The following is a 20,014-nucleotide window of genomic DNA, read 5'->3' on the forward strand; positions in this document are numbered from 1 at the left end:
TGTTTTTGATCGTTAATTAAATTGTCCTAAAACCAGCAATACCCCAAGAAAAATCAGGAAAGCAACGGAGGATAGGGCCAGTATATACTGCGCATTATGATTCATTCGGAACCTTGCGGTAAAGGATTCCAGTATTCCAACGGAAACCGCAAACAGCAGCTGAATAACAAAAAATATAGGGATAATTAAATATATCGGGAAACTGCCCATAAACAGGTTGGCGATCAATGCCCCGTACATGGCGAATTTCAGGCTGGTGGCATATAAAATCATTCCAAGGTCAAAGCCGCTGTTATCGAGGATCATTACTTCATGAACCATAGTCAGTTCCAGGTGGGTATTGGGATCATCTATGGGCATCCGGCTATTTTCGACCATCGTGATCATAGCCAGGACAAACGTTGCCAATACGCCAAGTATATAAGATATGTACGAGCCAAAATGCAATGAGGCGAATATTTCCTGGAATGACGTGTGACCGGTAAGCAGGGCAAACGAACCCATCAGGATAAAAAAGGCCGGTTCGGCAAACATGGAAAAAAGGGCCTCGCGGCTTGCGCCCATACCTTCAAAGCTGCTGCCTGTATCTAAAGCAGAGATGATACTAAAAAACTTCCCTGTACCCAATACATACGCAAAAAAAACAAAATCCCCCTCAAAAGAGATGATCCCTTTGTATTGGCCCAGGGGGATAACCATTATCGCTATAAGGACGGAAGCAAAATAAATACTTGGGGCTACCTGGAAAATGAAACTGGTGGTTTTGCTGTATACAGCTCCTTTTTTAAACAACCTGATCAGATCTTTCATCGGCTGAAAAATGCCGGGGCCCTTGCGGCCCGACGTAATGCTCTTGGTACGGATGATAACACCTGTAAAAGCCAGACTTGCCAATATAATTAAAATGAAACTTACCATCTATAGTTGATTTAAGAACTTAATTAATGCTTTTAGATAATCGAACGCCAATGGAACAATTAATACCAGGGTAATAAAAGCTACGCCATATAATATATAAAATTGAAGGTTCCCGTTTTGAAGGAAAATAAACCGGTTAAAAAATTTCTTTAATTGTTGTAAAGGGTAATCGATAAACCATTCTTCCGTTTTATCATAAGGGTGCGTTTCCTGTCCGCCTGATTTTGGGAATATCCCCTGTATTTCCTTTTTCTTTTTGTGAATGGAAAGAACAGGTTCAGCAAGTTTCCGGTAAGTTCGGACGAAAGCGCTTGCGGTATATTGCATTTTTGCAGTGGGAGCAATATACCCGCAGCCCCACGTAACATTAATGGTCTGTGGTTTATTACTAACCATGATTTTCCTCAACAAAAATATAAGCCCGGCCATTCCTGAGAAAGCCACAGAACACCACCCAATCATCGACATTGTCGCCGTTATTTGAAGTCTTTCTAACGGGATATTGTTATGAAGATGATAGGTAAATAAATGAAGGGGTTCTGAAAGTGCGATAACAAATGGTTTGGGAAACAACCCAATAGCTATTATTAAAATAAACACAGCATACATTGGCATTAGTTTTCCAAAATTGGATTCCTCCGCAGGATGCTGTAAATTGTAACGTGCAGTACCCAAAAAAACAGAGCCAAATGCTTTTGTAAAGCATAACATCGCCAGCCCTCCGATCAGTGCTAATGCAAAAATCCCCGAAACAACTGACAAGGTTAATGCATTGTCTGACGCATATAACCCTGTAAACAGTCCATTATAAATAAGAAACTCTGAAATAAATCCGTTGAAAGGAGGTAGCCCGCAAATGGCAAGCGCTGACATGAGAAAAAGAAACGCCGTATGCGGCATTTGTTTGCTTAATCCCCCCAGCTTTTCTATATCCATGGTGTGAGTGGACTGATAAACGTTACCAGCTCCATAAAATAAAAGTGATTTAAAAAGAGAATGATTTAAGGTATGCAGCAAAGCGCCTGCAAATCCCAGTACGGCTAATAGCTGATTTTCCATGCCAACCCCGATGCAACCTATGCCAATGCCAATCCCAATAATTCCGATGTTTTCAATACTGTGATAAGCCAGTAATCTTTTTAGGTTGTGCTGAACAATGGCAAGCATTACGCCATATATTCCCGAAACAATGGAAATGAATAATATGAAATAACCTATGACGAGGTAATCAATTTTGATGAGCAGCAGCATCCTCATCATGCCAAAAATGCCTATTTTTATGATTACGCCGGACATGATACCCGAGACGTGTGACGGTGCTGCCGGATGTGCATAAGGCAACCAGGTATGAAAAGGAACAAATCCCGCTTTAATAGCAAAACCAAAAAAGAAACATAAAAATAAGGCTACCCCGGTAAGCAAGGAATTAGCGGAAGAAAATAACGTGATAGCTTTAAAATCGTAGGAGTTCATGCGCATGGCCACCCAGATAAAACCCAGCGTCAAAAACATGATGCAAATATGAGACTGGATCAGGAAATTGATACCCGCATTTAAGGTTTCCCTTTTATAATGTTCAAAAATTATGAGGATAAAAGAGGATAAGGCCATTATTTCCCAGGCTATTAAAAAAGCTATCGCATTTTGCAGGGAACAAATACAGATCAGGCTTGAATGGACAAGAATAAAACTGATACAATGAAGAGAAAGGTTAGATTTCTGTGATCGATAAGCTTTCATATAATGCAGCCCATAAATGGCCCCCGTAATGCAGGTAAAATTGATGATTACTATAAACCAACCCGATAAAGCATCAATCCGGACAGGGATTTCTCCGGTTACCGATGAGCCGGTGAATAAAAACTCAGCATTTTCACCGGACAATGCCTGAAAGGCTAAGCTTCCGCTGAGGATAGCTATGAAGGTTACAGTCGTTACCGTAATCATTCCTTTCCATTTCACACTTATAAACGGGATAAGCAGGATGGCTAACAGAATAATGACGATAAAGGCTATAATCTTTCCCATCAGATGAAATTAAATATTGTCCCTATAAAGATCAGCAGAATAAAAAGAGCACCATACAAAATATACAGCTGAATTTTGCCATTTTGAATAAACTTGAAATAATTCATGAAGAATAGCAGCTTGTCAACCATGCCATCAAAAATCTTTGCTGCAAAAAAATCATTGTAATGCGATGAATGCGTCCTTTCCGCCGGGAATATTTCGCTGGCTGTTATCTCTTTATATTTATTCTTTTCCAGAATGATGAAATTTAATAGTTTTCCGAGCGACTTCGAAAACGATTTTCCGGTGTATTGCATGCGCGGCGTCGGAGCGGGATACCCACATCCCCATGTTAGGCCGGTCGATACCGGCCGCCTCCGCGCAAGAGCATTCCTTAACAGATAAATACCAATGAACACCACGATAAACAGCAGCGCAAATCTTCCGATGGAGGTTATGCTGGTTAGTAAAGCACCTGGCACCACGCTGCTTCCTGCAGGAGCCACCGGAATAAATTTCCCAACAATTTCACTAACTACTGAATAATAAAATTGTGGAAATAAGCCAATAGAAAGCATGATGGTTAAAATAAAATACTGCGGCAGCCGCATGAGCCATGTTACTTCCCCTGGTTGCTGGTGTAAATGGGTTCGCGGGCTACCCAGGAAGATCGTTCCAAACCCTTTTGTAAAAGTGAGCATGGAAATCCCACCGATCAAAGCCAATCCCGCCAGTGAAAATATCATCAGGGTAATATAAGTGATACCGATGGATTTGATGCCCAGCAGGACCGCGTTGTATAACAGAAACTCAGAAACGAAGCCATTAAACGGGGGCAGCCCTCCGATAGCCATACCGCCAATCAGAAAAAATATGGCTGTTTGCGGCATACGGTGTATCAATCCGCCTAACTTTTCCATGTCACGGGTATGTGTTTGCTGATAAACAGAACCTGCAGAAAAAAAGAGAAGCGATTTAAAAAGGGAATGATTTAAAACATGCAGCAAGGCCCCGGTGAACCCTAAAATAATCAACACGGAATTTCCGATGCCCATTCCCATTAATCCGATGCCGATTCCGATGCCGATAATCCCGATATTTTCAATCGTACAGTAAGCCAGCATCTTTTTAAAATCCCGGTGAACGGCCGCATTCAGGATACCATACAACCCGGTAAGGACGGACAGGGCGATAATAATTTCACCGATCACGGTATAATCCTGTTTTAAGAAAAAGACGATCCTTAATATTCCATAGATGCCCAGCTTAACGATAACACCGGACATCACCCCGGAAATATGCGAAGGCGCTGCAGGGTGTGCCTGTGGAAGCCAGGAATGCAGGGGAATAAATCCGGCCTTAATGCCAAAGCCGGTAAAAAAAAGAAAAAACAGCCAAAGGTTTGGATTAGCGGAGAAAAACTTTCCAATTGCCGAAAACTCAAAGGAGCCCTCCGCTAAGTAGACCCAAATAAATGAGGCAGAAAGAAAAAGTACTCCAATATGCATCTGAACCAGGTAATTTAACCCCGCCTGGAGTGTCGTCTTGTTCCTGTGCTCAAAAATGACCAGCAGAAAGGAGGAAATGGACATCAGCTCCCATACGATGAGAAAGGCCAGCCCATTCTGTACCATGCAGACCCAGAGCATGGACGATTGAAACAACAAAAATAAAACCCAATGCATCGAAAGGTTTGCCTTTTGTTCATCATATTCTTTCATATAGCCTATTCCATAAAAAGCCCCATTGATACAGGTTAAATTTATGATGAGCATAAACCAGGAAGACAAAGCGTCTATATGAATCGAAATATTTCCAAAGACCGCATTATTTCCAATAAAAATATCAACTGCGCTTCCGGTTATACCTTTAACAGCGGGAATGGAGGTTATCACTGCGATGAGCAATACGAAGACAAAATTTGCTTTTGCCTTAGCTGAATGCGGAAGGAAAGCAATTGAGAGGATCCCTGCTGCCGGCAACAAAAAGACTAAAGAAAGTAACAAACCGTTGGACATAAATATTGGAGCTGATTTTTAATTCGTGGCGGCGCTTGTACGTATTTTCACGAGGTAAATGAATTCTTGCTGTTCTTTTAATAAATTATAAAACGCCTGTGAGCCGGCCTTTTGTAAAGTATGCGCAGGTCCGTTTACCGGCTCTGCGTATAAGGATAAAAATACGGTATATTTTATGGAATGGGGCGGTAAAACATCAGCCGTAATACTGATATTTATCATAGTTACCAGGATATATAAGGTATACCTGCCTGGATTAACTTTTATTTGCGATCATAGCGCAACTCCTAAGTTGGGTAACCTGACCCCTGCCGGTGTGCATATCCCGGCTTTATGCTGAATTTAGAATGATAGGAATAACGCGGATGACAAAGTCTAAAAATTTAAGGGGCAATTATAGCGGGCAAGGTTATCAAAATAAATTACCGGTTTATTTGTAATTAGCGCGTTTAACCAATAGCTTGATATCTTTAATCATAATTTTACGGCCGTCGGTTTCCAGGATGCCCTCGTTTTTAAATTCTTTGAGCAGGCGGATGACGTTTTCCGACGCGATCCCTGCAATATTGGCCAGGTCCGAGCGGGAAATATTCAACACGATCTCCTGGTCTTCCTTAAATTCATCTTTAGATTTTTCACGCAGTACGATCAGCGCGATCGCCAGCCGTTCAGGGCCGGTACGCTGCGCGAAAACCGAAATACTGTTAGCAAGTACGGTGAATTCGTGACTCAGTGCTTTAAGCAATCTTTGCATGAAAACCGGGGAGCGCAATAATACGTCCGCAAAATCTTCTTTTGGGATAAAGGAAACCAGACTATCCTCCATGGCGGCGGCCGAATCCGGGTAACGTTCTTCGGACAGTACCGCATGGTAACCGATCAGTTCGCCCTGGTTGGCAATATAAATGATCTGCTCTTTGGCGATCTGGTCAACCTTGTATTTTTTTACCTTGCCGCTTCGGACTAAAAATATTCCGGAAGGGACTGTCCCCTCCCTGAAGATCACGTCACCCTTCTGATAATGGTGATCGGTTTGGTTGCTGATCAAAAAATTATAATCTTCTTCCGAAAGCACGTTTAAGATCGACTGGGTGGTAAAGTTCCAGCGGTCAATAGGAAATATTCCGGATATGCTCATGGTGCAAAGTTACGATAATATTAAAAAACTGATAAATATCAGATTCTTCACTGATATCTTCCCGGTCAAAGGTACACAAAGGCGGGGTATCTTTGCATGTGATCAACGCTTACCCATATTCTCCCTTCCCGCCTGAGCCGGAAGCCAGTCAAACAAGCATCATCGTACCTTTTAAAAAAATCAACCCCATGGATTGTTTCTTTCGCAATGACGCGGAGTTCGACTGGCTATATCCCGAACATTTTCAACTGATGTCCCAAAAGCAATGGACGCCTATTGCCATCGCAAAAAAAGCAGCCGAATATTTAGCTGTTAGTGGGGCTAAGATCCTGGATATCGGCAGCGGTATCGGGAAATTCTGCCTGACGGCGGCGCATCATAACCCGGATTCGCATTATTTCGGGGTTGAGCAGCGGCATGAGCTGGTGCATTATGCCAAAACTGCCAAAAGGTATCTCGGACTGGAGAACGCCAGTTTTATCCACGCCAATTTTACGCAGCTCAATTTCAGCGAATTTGATCATTTCTATTTTTATAATTCTTTCTATGAAAATATAGACCAGAAAAATGCCATTGACGATACGATTGAAACGTCCTATAGCCTTTATGATTATTATACGCAGTATTTACATTCTGTACTCAAAATGAAACCACCCGGCACCAGGGTGGTCACTTACCAGAGTCTCGGTGAAGAAATACCGGATGACTTTAAGCTGGCCGATTTGTCGTTCGATACCTTGCTCCGGCTGTGGATCAAGGAATAAATGAACTTTTTTAATCTTAAAACCTATTTCAAATTTAACACACTGTTAGCAATGTATAGTGATACTTTAAATATTTCCTACTTCCGAAAGGACGCCGCTTTTGACACTTTATACCCCCCGCATATCCGTGAACTGTCGCAGATGCACTGGACCGCGCTGGATATTGCACTGGAGGCCAGTAATTTCCTGGCTAAAACGGGCGGTCGTGTGCTGGATATTGGCAGCGGGGTCGGTAAATTCTGCATCGCGGCGGGGGTGTATCATCCCGCCACCGAGTTTTTTGGAATTGAACAGCGCAAAGAATTGTTCAATCACGCCAAAACTGCCCAGGAAGAGGTCGGGGTGGAGAATGTCCATTTTACTTATGGCAACCTGACCGAGCTGAACTATGACAATTATGACCACTTTTATTTTTACAATTCCTTTTATGAGAATATAGAGCCCGGCAGCCGGATAGACTATTCGGTACGGACTTCCTTTGAGCTTTACAATCATTATACGGAGTTCATCCATGATATGCTGAGCAGCCGTCCGGCAGGAACCAGGCTGGTCACTTTTCATGCGCCGGATAAACAAATACCGGCAAGTTATCAATTAGTAGACAATTCATACAGCAGGGTCCTGAAAATGTGGGTAAAGGAATAGGGAGCGGGCTTCAGGCCCCTGCTATATGAATTAAAAAAAGAGAATTAAAAACCAACTAAAAACGACCCGGTATGAACAAACGCATTTAAATGGAAAAGACACCGAAATCGTGGGCGATGCTTCATGCCAAATGTCCGCGCTGCAGGCGGGGAAAGATGTTTGAAGGCGGCATGTATAGTTTTGGCTCGAACCGGATCAACATCCATTGCCCAAGCTGTAAGATGATCTTTGAAATTGAACCGGGCTATTTTTATGCCGCGATGTATGTAAGTTATGCCCTGAGTATTATGGAGGGCGGAATGGTATGTTACCTGACTTACCTCATCACGGGGAACACCGATTCACCCTGGCTTTACACCTCGGCGATTATGATCGGCCTTTTTGGTTTGTCACCGGTCAATTTCCGGTATTCCAGGGTGTTCCTGTTGTATTGGCTTTCCCCGAAGGTACACTACCACCCGGAACTGGATATACCGGCAGCGACGACAGGAAAGCCCTGAAGAGAATTACCAATTTGAAACCGATTAAATGAATTTATTAGAAAAAGCTTTGACAAAATTAGGACCTCTTGGTGCGCATGCTTACTATGCCCACGGATACTTTGCCTACCCAAGGCTGGAAGGAGAGCTGGGTAGCCATATGATGTTTAATGGCAAAGAGAAATTAGTATGGAGTTTGAATAACTACCTTGGGTTAGCGAATTGCCCGGTTGTGAGAAAAGCCGACGAAGAGGGTGTGAAGCAATACGGTTTGGCGTACCCGATGGGTGCGAGAATGATGACCGGTAATTCCATGCTGCATGAATTGCTGGAAAAGAAGCTGTCCGCATTTGTCAGCAAACAAGATACCTTCCTGCTCAATTATGGCTACCAGGGAATGCTGTCCATTATTGACAGCCTGGTTGACCGGCATGACGTGATCGTTTATGATTCGGAGTCACATGCCTGCATCATTGACGGCTGCCGGCTGCACGCGGGCAAGCGGTTCGTATTCAAGCATAACGATATGGCTGATTTTGAAAAACAGCTTGACCGGGCGGAAAGACTTACAGCGGTCAGCAATGGCGGCATACTGGTCATTACCGAGGGCGTTTTCGGGATGCGCGGCGATATGGGCAAACTCAAAGAGATCGCCCTCCTCAAAAAGACACATAATTTCACGCTGCTGGTTGATGACGCGCACGGCATCGGGGTAATGGGTCCTACGGGTGCCGGCACCGGGGAACACCAGGGCGTTCAGGATTCTATCGACCTTTATTTCGGAACATTTGCCAAATCCTTTGCAGCTATCGGTGCTTTTGTATCCGGTAAAAAGGAGATCATCCAATATCTCCGGTACAACATGCGTTCGCAGATCTACGCCAAGTCCTTACCGATGCCGGTTGTCTTTGGATTGCACCAGCGCCTGCAGCTGATACAGAGCAACCCTGAATTACGGACAAAGCTATGGGCGGTCACGAAAGCCCTGCAGGCAGGTTTAAGGGGAGCGGGCCTGGATATCGGGAACACGGAATCCCCGGTGACCCCTGTCTACCTCAGCGGCTCGATCAATCAGGCGACCAGGCTGGTCGAGGACCTGCGCGAAAATCATCATATATTCTGTTCCATGGTCGTTTATCCCGTTATTCCGCAGGGTATCATTATCCTGCGGCTGATCCCGACGGCTATCCATACCCCTGATCATGTTCAGCAGACGATCGCTGCCTTTAAGGTCATAAAGAAGAACCTGAGCGACGGCACCTATGACGCGCATGAAAAACCGTCTTACGCGGCGGATCAAATTTTATCCAGCAATTTATGGCAATAACTTCAAAATTTTCTTTAAGCTATCTGGGTTTAAAGAATCCTGATATTTACAGGAACCTTAAGGTTTCAGAACTGGTGAGGCACACGCTTGCCGCCAAGCAAGGGTTCATCGCAGACACCGGTGCGTTGATGTGTGATACCGGGGTATTTACCGGCCGGACGCCAAAAGATAAGTTTATCGTCAATGACGAGGTATCCGAATACCTGGTTTGGTGGGGCGAGGTCAACCAGCCATTTTCAAAGACCGGATTTGATCAGTTATACCAGAAGATGCTGGCTTACCTGGAAGATAAAACACTTTATGTGAACGATGGCTACGCCTGCGCGGCCGAAGCTTACCGCCTTAATTTAAGGGTCATTACCGAATTCCCCTGGCAGGCCCTGTTCGCCAACAACCTGTTTTTGAGGTTAACTGAGGCCGAGCTGACTGATTTTAAGGAAGACTGGCTGGTCCTGTCAGCGCCCGGTTTTTTTGCAGTCCCGCAGAAGGACGGCACCAATTCCGCGAATTTCACCATCATCAATTTTGCCAAAAAGGTCATTTTGATTGGTGGTACCGCTTACACCGGTGAGATCAAGAAAGGCGTATTTACGGTACTGAATTACCTGCTGCCACAGAAAAAAGTGCTGCCTATGCATTGCAGCGCGAATATTGGCAAGGACGGGGACACGGCGATCTACTTCGGATTGTCCGGCACTGGGAAAACGACGCTATCCGCTGATGCGGAGCGGCAGCTGATCGGAGACGATGAGCATGGCTGGGATGACACGCAGGTATTCAATATTGAAGGGGGCTGTTATGCCAAGTGTGTTAACCTGACCAGGGCAAAGGAACCGCAGATCTTCCGGGCGATCAAATACGGTACCGTGCTGGAAAACACCTGCTTTTTCCCTGACAGCAACCAGGTCAATTTCGCTGACACTTCAGAGACGGAAAACACCAGGGCGGCTTATCCGATCCATAACATGGAGAATATCGCGGAACCGTCCATCGGGAAGAGCCCAAAGAACATTTTTTTTCTGACGGCGGATGCTTTTGGCGTACTGCCGCCGATATCGCGGCTGACCATAGACCAGGCCATGTATCATTTCATCTCCGGCTATACGGCCAAGGTGGCCGGAACAGAGGCCGGTATCACGGAGCCAACAACAACTTTTTCTGCCTGCTTTGGCAAGCCTTTCTTACCGCTTCACCCGATGAGCTATGCGCTGATGCTGGGCGAAAAGCTGAAGAAAGAGCCGGTCAGCGTCTGGCTCGTCAATACCGGCTGGACGGGCGGAAGCTATGGATTTGGCGAGCGTATTGCGCTGACGCATACCCGTGCGCTGATCGCCGCGGCACTGGCCGGCGAGCTGGAAGGAGTGGAATATGCCAGGGACCGCACCTTCAACTTATCCGTGCCAAAAAGCTGCCCCGGCGTTCCAGCAGAACTGCTGAACCCGGAAAGCCAGTGGGCTGATGCTTACCAGTACCAGCTGACGGCCAAAAAGCTGGCGGCCGCTTTTATCAAGAACTTTAAACAGTACAAGGATTACGCTACGGAAGCGATCCTGCAGGCCGGCCCGCAGATCAGGACCGTACATGATATCCCGTCCATCAAATAAATTAAATCAAAAAAAATGAATTTTCCATCAAATCTAATGTACACCAAGGACCATGAATGGATCAGTTTTGAGAACCAGTATGCTTTAATAGGCATCACAGATTTTGCTCAAAACGAATTGGGCGACATTGTTTACCTCGATATACCCAGCCTGAATAAGATCATTTTGAAAGAAGGGGTTTTTGGTACGGTAGAAGCTGTGAAAACGGTTTCCGACCTCTTTATGCCCGTAACCGGGAAGATCATAGAGGTCAACCCTTCAATCGATAAATCGCCTGAACTGATCAACCAGGAGCCTTACGCCACCTGGCTGGTTAAAGTTTTGCTGACAGCTGATGATAATAAAAAATCATTACTGACAGCCGATGAATACAAGGAACTAATCGGCAAATAAGGCCGATAAAAAACAAAGAAAATGAAAGAATCTGTTTTAACACCCGTTCATCAGCAATTAGGCGCAAAAATGGCCCCTTTTGCCGGATATAATATGCCTATTCAATATCCCGCTGGTATCAACGCCGAACACGATACGGTTAGAAACGAGGTTGGCGTATTCGATGTCTCCCATATGGGTGAGTTTATCATCCGGGGCACCCATGCTTTGGAACTTATCCAAAGACTGACAACAAATGACGCCTCCGGTTTATCTATAGGGCAGGTGCAATACTCCTGTCTGACCAACGAAAGGGGCGGTATAATTGACGACATATTGGTTTACCGATTAGATGAGGAACAATACATGCTGGTGGTCAACGCGTCGAACATTGAAAAAGACTGGAACTGGATCGTTGAAAACAATTTTAACCATGCTGAGTTGAAAAACACGTCGGAAATTACGGCGCTGTTATCCGTACAGGGGCCGTATGCGATAGAAACCCTGCAAAAATTAACTTCCGTTTCACTTAAAGATATTACCTACTATCATTTCAAGATCGGCATGATGTATGGCATTCCGGATGTGATCATTTCCAATACCGGATATACCGGGGCGGGCGGTTTTGAGATCTACCTGACAAAGAATTTAGCAGTAGAACTGTGGAACGCAATTTTTGCAGCGGGCCGGAATTTCCGCATCAGGCCGATAGGGTTAGGCGCGCGGGATACGCTAAGGCTGGAAATGGGCTATTGTCTTTACGGGAACGATATTGACGATATGACCACGCCTTATGAGGCAGGCCTGGGCTGGGTCACGAAGTTCGGTAAGGATTTTACTGGCTGGCGTATTTTGCAGGAACAAAAAAATAAAGGCACGAAATTAACTTTAGTCGGCATCATGATGGAAGGTAAGGGCATCCCCAGGCATGGTTACCGCATCATGAACAGTAAACAGGAACCCGTTGGGATCATTACGTCAGGGACACAATCACCGACATTGAAAACCGGCATAGCTTTAGGGTATGTTGATATTGAGCTGAAAGCACCGGGAACGCCGCTGCTGATAGAGATCCGAAACCAGTTTTACGAAGCAAAAGTCTGCAGGCTGCCCTTTGTACCAAGTAAAGTTAAAAAAGAAACCAGATGAAATTAACGCAACAGTTCGCACACCGCCATATCGGCCCGGATGAGCAGGAAAAAAAAGCAATGCTTGAAGTGATAGGTGTTGGTTCGCTTGATGAATTGATAGATGAAACCATTCCAAGGGATATCCGTTTGAAAACCCCGCTAAATATATCCCCCGCCATCAGCGAGCATGCTTATCTTATTAAACTAAAAAAACTGGCCGCTAAAAACAAGATCTACCGTAATTACATTGGATTAGGGTATTACAATGCGATCATGCCTGCTGTTATCCAAAGAAACGTGTTTGAAAACCCCGGCTGGTATTCGGCCTATACGCCGTATCAGCCCGAAATCGCACAAGGCCGTTTAGAGGCCTTGTTAAATTATCAAACGGTGATCGCGGAATTAACAGGATTGCCCATTGCCAATGCCTCCCTTTTGGACGAAGCAACATCAGCAGCCGAGGCGATGCTGATGTTTTACCATGACCAGCAAAGAAGCGGCTCAGGTTCTGGCAGAAACAAATTTTTTGTTTCGGATAAATGTTTCCCCCAAACCATCAGCGTATTAAAAACGCGATCAGAACCACTGGGGATTCAATTGGTCGTTGGTCATGTTGAAAAGTTCAAATTCGACACTTCCTTTTTTGGTGTGCTGCTGCAATACCCGGATGCTTATGGAGAGATCACCCATTACCCCGAAGTGGTTGCGCAATTAGCCCTGCTTGATATTAAACTATGTGTAGCTGCTGACCTCATGGCGCTGGTACTACTGAAGCCACCCGGCGCCTGGGGAGCAGATTGCGTGGTGGGCAATACCCAGCGTTTTGGGATGCCACTTGGTTTCGGCGGCCCGCACGCCGGTTTTTTTGCCTGCAAAGAAGATTTTAAAAGGCTGGCACCTGGAAGAATTATCGGAATTTCTAAAGACACTCATGGGCAACCCGCCTTGCGAATGGCCCTGCAGACCAGGGAACAGCACATTAAGCGGGACAAAGCGACCTCCAATATCTGCACTGCGCAGGCGCTGCCCGCTATCATGGCCTCCATGTACGCCGTATATCATGGCGCAGCCGGATTGAATGACATTGCGCAGCGCATCCATTTAAAGACACTTACGCTTGCTGCGGGCTTAGACCGTTTAGGTTATGTGCGGAAAACAAAGATATTTTTCGATACCCTGGTATATGAGGGCAATATCATTGCCATTCGTGCCCATGCGGAAAAGAACGACATTAACTTCAGGTATATTGAAGGTTCCATGTTTTCCATTTCACTCGACGAAACCACGACGCCGGAAAACATCACGACGATATTAAATTTGCTGGCCTATGTGAACGGCCAGAAAAATGACCCTAAAAGCGTTTTCAATGCGACCCCTGTATTAACTGCCGGACTCAAAAGAAGTGCGGACTACCTTCAACAGGATGTATTCAAGCTGCATCGCAGTGAAACTGCCATGATGCGTTATATCAAACACCTCGAAAATAAAGACCTTTCATTAGTTCACAGCATGATCCCTTTAGGGTCATGTACGATGAAACTGAATGCTGCGGTGGAACTTTTACCACTTACCTGGCCTGAATTTACTGAAATGCATCCATTTGCGCCGCTTTTTCAAGCGGAAGGCTATGTGGAGCTCATCCGGGAGCTTGGGCAGGATTTATGTGAGATCACAGGTTTTGAAGGTATCAGTTTTCAGCCTAACTCTGGTGCCCAGGGTGAATATGCGGGTCTGATGGTGATCCGCGCCTATCATAAACATAATGGTGAAGCCCACCGCAACGTTACGCTGATCCCTTCTTCCGCGCACGGCACCAACCCTGCCTCGGCGGCAATGGCGGGAATGAAGATCGTTGTGGTAGCCTGTGATGATAACGGCAATATTGATTTAGGCGACCTGAAAAAGAAAGCCGAGCAGTATAAAGATAACCTGGCCTGCCTGATGATCACTTATCCGTCAACACATGGCGTCTATGAAGAAGCTGTCAGAAAAATAACAAAAATCATTCATGATATGGGGGGACAGGTCTATATGGATGGTGCCAACATGAATGCGCAGGTGGGTTTAACAAGCCCCGGATTTATCGGCGCGGATGTCTGCCACCTCAACCTGCATAAAACTTTCGCCATACCTCACGGCGGCGGCGGTCCCGGTATGGGGCCGATTGCGGTTGCCAAACACCTGATCTCCTTTTTACCTGGCCATTTTTCTGTTGCAAAAAACGACAGCGAATACGCCATATCAGCTGTATCAGCAGCACCCTTCGGCAGCGCTTTAATATTGCTGATCTCTTACGGGTATATCAAATTGTTGGGGGCCAAAGGGCTTACGGCATCCACAAAGGCTGCCATACTTAACGCGAATTACCTAAAAGACCGCCTGAAAGCGGACTTTAAGATATTATATACCGGTACCAAAGGCCGCTGCGCCCATGAATTTATCATCGACTGCCAGGATTTTAAAAAAGCGGCGAATATAGAGGTCGGCGATATCGCCAAAAGACTGATGGATTATGGATTTCACGCCCCAACTGTAGGATTTCCGGTGCATGATACCTTGATGATCGAACCAACCGAAAGTGAAAATAAACAGGAGCTGGACCGTTTTTGCGAGGCCATGCTCACGATCAGGCAGGAAATTGACGAAGTTATATTTTACAAATATGACCAGACCGACAACGTTTTCAAAAACGCGCCGCATACGCTCAGCGATATTACTTCAGATGATTGGAAAAGACCCTACAGCAGGGCCAAAGCGGTATTCCCGTCACCCTGGGTGAAACAGCATAAATTCTGGCCATCAGTAAACCGGATCGACAATGCCATAGGCGACAGAAACCTGATCTGTACCTGCCCGGCAACGGCAGACTACCAGGAAGAAATTCTTAACCAAGACAAGAATTAGCACAGACTGAAAATGCACAAGAAACTACATCAAAAAATAGCGCAGTTCACTGATGCTTCGGCTATTAAAGAAAAGGGGCTGTACCCTTATTTCCGGGCAATAGAATCCGCGCAGGACACCGAGGTTATCATTAACGGGAAGCCGGTTTTAATGTTTGGTTCTAACTCTTACCTGGGTTTAACAGACCACCCTTATATCAAGGAAGCCGCTATACGGGCTATTGAAAAATATGGAACCGGCTGTGCCGGTTCCCGTTTCCTGAACGGGACACTGGATATTCATGTGGAACTGGAAGAACGGCTGGCCCGTTTTGTGGGCAAGGAATCCGCGGTATTGTTCAGTACAGGCTTCCAGGTCAATATCGGGGCATTATCCTGCCTTACCGGGCGTAACGACTATATCCTGCTGGATGAAATGGACCATGCCTCTATCATTGATGGTTGCCGCCTGTCTTTTTCGCGGGTGATCAAATACGCCCATAATGATATGGCTGACCTGGAGCGCAAACTCCGCAGCCTGCCGGAGGATGCGGTTAAACTGATCGTGGTAGACGGCATATTCAGCATGGAAGGGGACCTGGTTACCCTTCCGCCCATCACGCAGCTGGCTGAAAAATATGGGGCAAATATCATGATCGATGATGCCCATGCTTTGGGGGTGATCGGCCAGCATGGTTCCGGTACCGCCTCGCATTTCAAACTGACAGGCCAGGTCGACCTGATCTCCGGTACTTTCAGCAAATCTTTTGCCTCGCTTGGCGGTTTCGTCGCGGCTGATAGGGAAACCATCGACTATATCAAGCACCGAGCGAGGTCGCTGATTTTCAGCGCCAGTATGCCGCCGTCGACCGTAGCGAGTACGCTGGCCGCATTAGACATTATAGAAAGAGAACCGGATCGCATCGTGAAGCTTTGGGATAATACGCATTATGCCGCTACGTTAATGCGGTCAGAAGGATTCGACCTGGGTGTTTCGGAAAGCCCCATCCTGCCGATCTATATCCGTAATAATGATAAAACCTTCCTAACGACCAAATATCTCCAGGATGCTGGTGTCTTTGTCAATCCGATCGTATCACCCGCCGTACCGTCCGACTCCTCCTTAATCCGGTTCTCGTTGATGGCTACCCATAGCTTCGCGCAGATCGATGAGGCCGTGGAAAAGATCGGCAAAGCCTTCCGGAAATACCGGGTTTCCCGTTTGTCGGCTAAACTGGAAAAGGCATCCTGAGTGATAACGTATGAAAAATGAGCAAGCAGATGGGCCTCTGCTGCAAACCGCCCTTATAAAATATAACCCCGTCAAATATGATCAACGCGAAAATAACAGCCATAAGTTCTTATGTCCCGGATCAGGTGGTCCTTAACAAATGGTTTACGAAAACAATGGATACCAGTGAAGAATGGATCGTATCGAGGACCGGCATCCGGGAGCGGCGTTTTTCCGCGCCAGATCAGTTTACCAGCGACCTGGCCATTAAAGCGGTAGAAAACCTGCTCGTTCAAAATCCGGAAGCCTCATCGCATAATATCGATTTTATTATAGTGGCCACCACAACGGCTGACCAGGTGATGCCTAATATGGCAAGCAGGGTTCAAAATCATTTTAAGATCAACAACTGCGGATGCATCGATGTGATGGCAGCCTGTGCCGGCTTTGTTTACGGTATCATCCTTGCGAAGGGACTTATCGCCTCCGGGACACACCGTAAGGTGCTGGTTATTGGTGCGGAAACCCTCTCCAAATTCACGGACTATTCAGATCGAAGCTCCTGCGTCCTGTTTGGTGACGGCGCAGGCGCAGGGCTGGTGGAGGTTTCTGAAAAAGCCGGTATTTTTAAAGGGGTCAGCGGTACGGACGGCAGCCATGGCCATGACCTTTACCTGAGCCAGAACAATGCTGTGATCAATGGCGGGCCGGTTGCGGCCAATGGCAAGATCCATCAGAACGGCAAGGTCGTTTTTAAATGGGCGGTACAGCACATGAGCCAGAAATTGCTGGAACTGATGGAAATCAACCGGATGCTGCCGGATGAGCTGGATTGGGTCATCCTGCATAGCGCCAACATGCGGATCATTGAAGCCGTGGCCGCAGCCACCGGTTTTCCCCTTAGCCGGATGCTGACGAGCATTGAATTATACGGGAATACCTCCGCAGCTTCCATTCCGCTGGCCTGGGACCTGGCTGTCCGTTCAGGCAAATTAAAAAAAGGAGATAAAGCCTTGCTTTTGGGATTCGGCGGCGGGCTGACCTATGCCGGTGTGATCATTGAGGTTTAAAGCAGTGATAGCCGAACCCATAAACTGCATCAGGAATAATTGTGTTTCTTAATGTGAAAATGGCTGATGACGGCCTTTCCGATCTGCTGGATCAGTTCGGAATCAAATTCAGCGTTACCCATTTCGTGGTTTTCCACCCAGGTATCCGCCGCATCCAGGTGAATTTTACAGTTTATGCCTTCCAAAAGGACTTCGAATGAAGAATCCCTTTTACAGGGCGGGGTAAGGATATAATACATATACGCCCGCTGCTGATATTTTACCCATAGAGGCAAGCCTATCATTTGATTTATTTCTTTATTGCTGAAAACCGGTATTTACGCTTTGGCCAAATCTTCTACAAACAAGTTGCTGAACAATGGATTTGACCGGTTAATGAATTTAATTTCCAGTGCTTTTTCGCTCGTGACATATAAGATCAGGATCGGCGCAGCTATGCTTAACAATGGGACAGCTTCGTAAAACCTGTAAAGTATTGCTTCCTTATCGCAATTGATCCCTGCCTTCTGGCGGGCTGCTTTGACAAAATCCTCTGCTATGCCATTCAGTAATTCAACATTATGGTTGTTTCGTTTACTGATCGCCTCAAAATCAAATCCCGCCTGCAGTAAATCGTAACCCATATTAAACGTATCTTTCATTTTTCCTTATCATTGCCCGCCTGCTATTTTTAAAGCGGCGGCGTAAATCCCAGGCAGCGTATCCGAACGCATGTCCTTTATGACAAAGGTAATATTCCGATAAGCGAAAAAATGCGGTAAAACATCAGGCGGAATACTGATTTATATCATAGCGTTAATTTACGTTTAAAGCAAAAAATCACCTAATTTTGTAATATGTCAAAACCAAAAGCGGAGTATACTTTCTGGACGAAATACAAAAAATTCGCGGGAAATGAAATTTTGCTGTACGTGGTGATGGTCGTTGGCATCATCCTTGGGATCATCATTGTCAGCTATTTTCAGAAATAACCTAAAGTTGCGTTCGTAAATATCTTAATAAGTTGAAATATCCTGCCGACTATTATTTTACCAAAGAGCATGAATGGGTTCATCTAAACGGGGACACAGCTTTTATCGGGCTAACGGAACTGGCTAAACAGGAGCTCCAGGAAATTCTGAGTATTGAGATCCATAAAATGGGGGAAAACTTGAGTGCCGATCAGGCTTTCGGGCGGATCAGGTCCTGTCGTTATTTAGGTAAATTGGTGATGCCTTTCGCAGGCAAAATCATCGCCGTCAACGAGGCCTATTGCAGTGATCCTAAGTTATTCAATTCCTGCTTTGACGAGGAGCATTGGATCGTCAAAGTAAAGCTGATCGAACCTGTAGACCGGAGCCGGTTACTGGATCAGAACAGCTATAAATCCTATAAAGCCAATAACTACCTGCACCTGGTCAAGTATCTTTTAAACTAATTTATTTTTTGCGGAATAGCAGTATTGTCGATTATCCTGATCAGTTCATCCAGGTCAAAAGGCTTTTGAAGATAACCGTCTGCCCGGGCGTATTGGGCCAGGGCCTCTGTATCGTCGTCCGTAGAAAACACTATAATTGGTTTGCTGGCGGCCCCCATTAAGTTTTTGATCCCGGAAGAAAGGGAAATGCCGTCCCTTTTATGACCGCTCCACTCGTCCAGTAAAATGATGTCCGCCCATTGTAAGGGCAATTCCCGGGGCGATAACCGGGAACAAGTGGTCACCTCATGACCCTCAGCAGTCAGCATGTGGCGGGTAATATTCCTGATATCTTCGTCCTCATCAATTACGAGTACTTTCATGGTATTGCTTTAGCATAAAAAACAATAAACGCATAAAAGCCGGAAAAGGTTTTTTTACAGGTTGTTAAGTACGGCTATGGCAGCCGAAGTCTGAATAGCAGCAGGTTACTCAGGGTATGGGCCTGGTCTTTCGCCTCTTCGGCGGTTTCCCCCTGAAAATGCGTATCGACCGTGGTTTCAAAAATAGAAAGCCATTTATTGTATTGGTCCTGAGTAAGGGCCAGGGGGACGTACCGGGCAAAAGGATTACCGGAATAATGGGGGGCTTTTAATAAAGCGGCCTCCCAGAATGCGCAGACCTTATTGAAATGGTCCACGTCATTAAGCACGATCTTGCCGGTAAATACAGGGCCTGTCAGCGGGTCATTGAGAATGGCCACATGAAAAAGCCGGATCAGGTACCTGATATCAGCCAAATTTCCGATGTCTTTTCTATCCATCTTTATTTTTTTTGTGCAGTCCGCAAATCAGTTTGCCGCCGATTGGTCAAAGCTCCTTTTTGTTCAATGCTAACCGCCAAAATTACAAATACTTGCCGTCAGAATTCCGCTAAAATAAGCGTGAAAAAACTGATTTTTATCATGGAAATATTGTTTCGGACATCAGGGGGAAGTCTGTAAATTTAATTTTTCGCTTCCATTAATGAT

Annotated in this window: 19 protein-coding genes; 11 read left to right on the forward strand and 8 right to left on the reverse strand. The window is 45.7% G+C overall.

Translation table 11 applies throughout. From position 1 onward, the window contains the following. Positions 1–12: 12 nt before the first annotated feature. The 4 genes from GWR56_RS10535 to GWR56_RS10550 all read right to left on the reverse strand — a co-directional run bounded on the left by GWR56_RS10535 (position 13) and on the right by GWR56_RS10550 (position 6,084). On the reverse strand, positions 13–918 hold the full coding sequence (locus tag GWR56_RS10535) for a respiratory chain complex I subunit 1 family protein (protein ID WP_162431206.1): 906 nt from the start codon (positions 916–918) through the stop codon (positions 13–15). Beyond that, positions 919–2,946: a proton-conducting transporter membrane subunit gene (locus tag GWR56_RS10540; protein WP_162431207.1), complete on the reverse strand. Its 2,028-nt coding sequence runs from the start codon at positions 2,944–2,946 to the stop codon at positions 919–921. Further along, a complete protein-coding gene (locus GWR56_RS10545) occupies positions 2,946–4,946 on the reverse strand; it encodes a proton-conducting transporter membrane subunit (RefSeq protein WP_162431208.1) in 2,001 nt (666 codons plus the stop codon). Before GWR56_RS10545 ends, GWR56_RS10540 begins: the two co-directional genes overlap by 1 nt. A 430-nt stretch (positions 4,947–5,376) precedes the next feature. Then, positions 5,377–6,084 (reverse strand): Crp/Fnr family transcriptional regulator, encoded by a 708-nt coding sequence (locus GWR56_RS10550; RefSeq protein ID WP_162431209.1) that lies wholly within the window; start codon positions 6,082–6,084, stop codon positions 5,377–5,379. Between the two features lie 188 nt (positions 6,085–6,272). Between GWR56_RS10550 and GWR56_RS10555 the strand changes: the two genes are divergently transcribed. From GWR56_RS10555 to GWR56_RS10600, 10 genes are all read left to right on the forward strand, one after another. Beyond that, positions 6,273–6,848, forward strand: coding sequence for a class I SAM-dependent methyltransferase (locus tag GWR56_RS10555; RefSeq protein ID WP_162431210.1), 576 nt, complete (start codon positions 6,273–6,275; stop codon positions 6,846–6,848). Continuing rightward, a complete protein-coding gene (locus tag GWR56_RS10560; RefSeq protein WP_162431211.1) occupies positions 6,849–7,493 on the forward strand; it encodes a class I SAM-dependent methyltransferase in 645 nt (214 codons plus the stop codon). 89 nt (positions 7,494–7,582) lie between these two features. Beyond that, a complete protein-coding gene (locus GWR56_RS10565; RefSeq protein ID WP_162431212.1) occupies positions 7,583–7,993 on the forward strand; it encodes a DUF983 domain-containing protein in 411 nt (136 codons plus the stop codon). Positions 7,994–8,021: 28 nt separating this feature from the next. Then, positions 8,022–9,299 (forward strand): aminotransferase class I/II-fold pyridoxal phosphate-dependent enzyme, encoded by a 1,278-nt coding sequence (locus GWR56_RS10570; protein ID WP_162431213.1) that lies wholly within the window; start codon positions 8,022–8,024, stop codon positions 9,297–9,299. Next, the gene (pckA, locus tag GWR56_RS10575; RefSeq protein WP_162431214.1) at positions 9,290–10,903 is read left to right on the forward strand and encodes a phosphoenolpyruvate carboxykinase (ATP); all 1,614 of its coding nucleotides are present in this window, start codon (positions 9,290–9,292) and stop codon (positions 10,901–10,903) included. Before GWR56_RS10570 ends, pckA begins: the two co-directional genes overlap by 10 nt. A gap of 15 nt (positions 10,904–10,918) precedes the next feature. Beyond that, positions 10,919–11,296: a glycine cleavage system protein GcvH gene (gene gcvH, locus GWR56_RS10580; protein WP_162431215.1), complete on the forward strand. Its 378-nt coding sequence runs from the start codon at positions 10,919–10,921 to the stop codon at positions 11,294–11,296. 21 nt (positions 11,297–11,317) lie between these two features. Then, complete coding sequence (gene gcvT / locus GWR56_RS10585; RefSeq protein WP_162431216.1) at positions 11,318–12,424, forward strand: glycine cleavage system aminomethyltransferase GcvT; 1,107 nt, start codon at positions 11,318–11,320, stop codon at positions 12,422–12,424. Beyond that, positions 12,421–15,309: an aminomethyl-transferring glycine dehydrogenase gene (gene gcvP / locus GWR56_RS10590; protein ID WP_162431217.1), complete on the forward strand. Its 2,889-nt coding sequence runs from the start codon at positions 12,421–12,423 to the stop codon at positions 15,307–15,309. Before gcvT ends, gcvP begins: the two co-directional genes overlap by 4 nt. Positions 15,310–15,321: 12 nt before the next feature. Further along, a complete protein-coding gene (locus GWR56_RS10595) occupies positions 15,322–16,539 on the forward strand; it encodes a pyridoxal phosphate-dependent aminotransferase family protein (protein WP_162431218.1) in 1,218 nt (405 codons plus the stop codon). Positions 16,540–16,616: 77 nt separating this feature from the next. Then, positions 16,617–17,588 (forward strand): ketoacyl-ACP synthase III, encoded by a 972-nt coding sequence (locus GWR56_RS10600; RefSeq protein WP_202925307.1) that lies wholly within the window; start codon positions 16,617–16,619, stop codon positions 17,586–17,588. Between the two features lie 29 nt (positions 17,589–17,617). On the opposite strand, the gene GWR56_RS10605 is transcribed toward GWR56_RS10600, so the two are convergent. Further along, complete coding sequence (locus GWR56_RS10605) at positions 17,618–17,872, reverse strand: hypothetical protein (protein WP_162431219.1); 255 nt, start codon at positions 17,870–17,872, stop codon at positions 17,618–17,620. A gap of 33 nt (positions 17,873–17,905) precedes the next feature. Next, positions 17,906–18,229, reverse strand: a complete 324-nt coding sequence (locus GWR56_RS10610) for a hypothetical protein (RefSeq protein ID WP_162431220.1) — start codon at positions 18,227–18,229, stop codon at positions 17,906–17,908. A 362-nt stretch (positions 18,230–18,591) separates the two neighbouring features. Between GWR56_RS10610 and GWR56_RS10615 the strand changes: the two genes are divergently transcribed. Further along, positions 18,592–19,005, forward strand: a complete 414-nt coding sequence (locus GWR56_RS10615) for a glycine cleavage system protein H (protein WP_162431221.1) — start codon at positions 18,592–18,594, stop codon at positions 19,003–19,005. Here GWR56_RS10615 and GWR56_RS10620 read toward each other — a convergent pair. Both GWR56_RS10620 and GWR56_RS10625 read right to left on the reverse strand, forming a co-directional pair. Further along, positions 19,002–19,367: a response regulator gene (locus tag GWR56_RS10620; protein WP_162431222.1), complete on the reverse strand. Its 366-nt coding sequence runs from the start codon at positions 19,365–19,367 to the stop codon at positions 19,002–19,004. The two genes, GWR56_RS10615 and GWR56_RS10620, sit on opposite strands and share 4 nt — an antisense overlap. A gap of 74 nt (positions 19,368–19,441) precedes the next feature. Continuing rightward, on the reverse strand, positions 19,442–19,807 hold the full coding sequence (locus GWR56_RS10625) for a group III truncated hemoglobin (protein WP_162431223.1): 366 nt from the start codon (positions 19,805–19,807) through the stop codon (positions 19,442–19,444). Positions 19,808–20,014: the final 207 nt, after the last annotated feature.

The sequence above is a fragment of the Mucilaginibacter sp. 14171R-50 genome (genome assembly GCF_010093045.1).
Taxonomy (GTDB): domain Bacteria; phylum Bacteroidota; class Bacteroidia; order Sphingobacteriales; family Sphingobacteriaceae; genus Mucilaginibacter.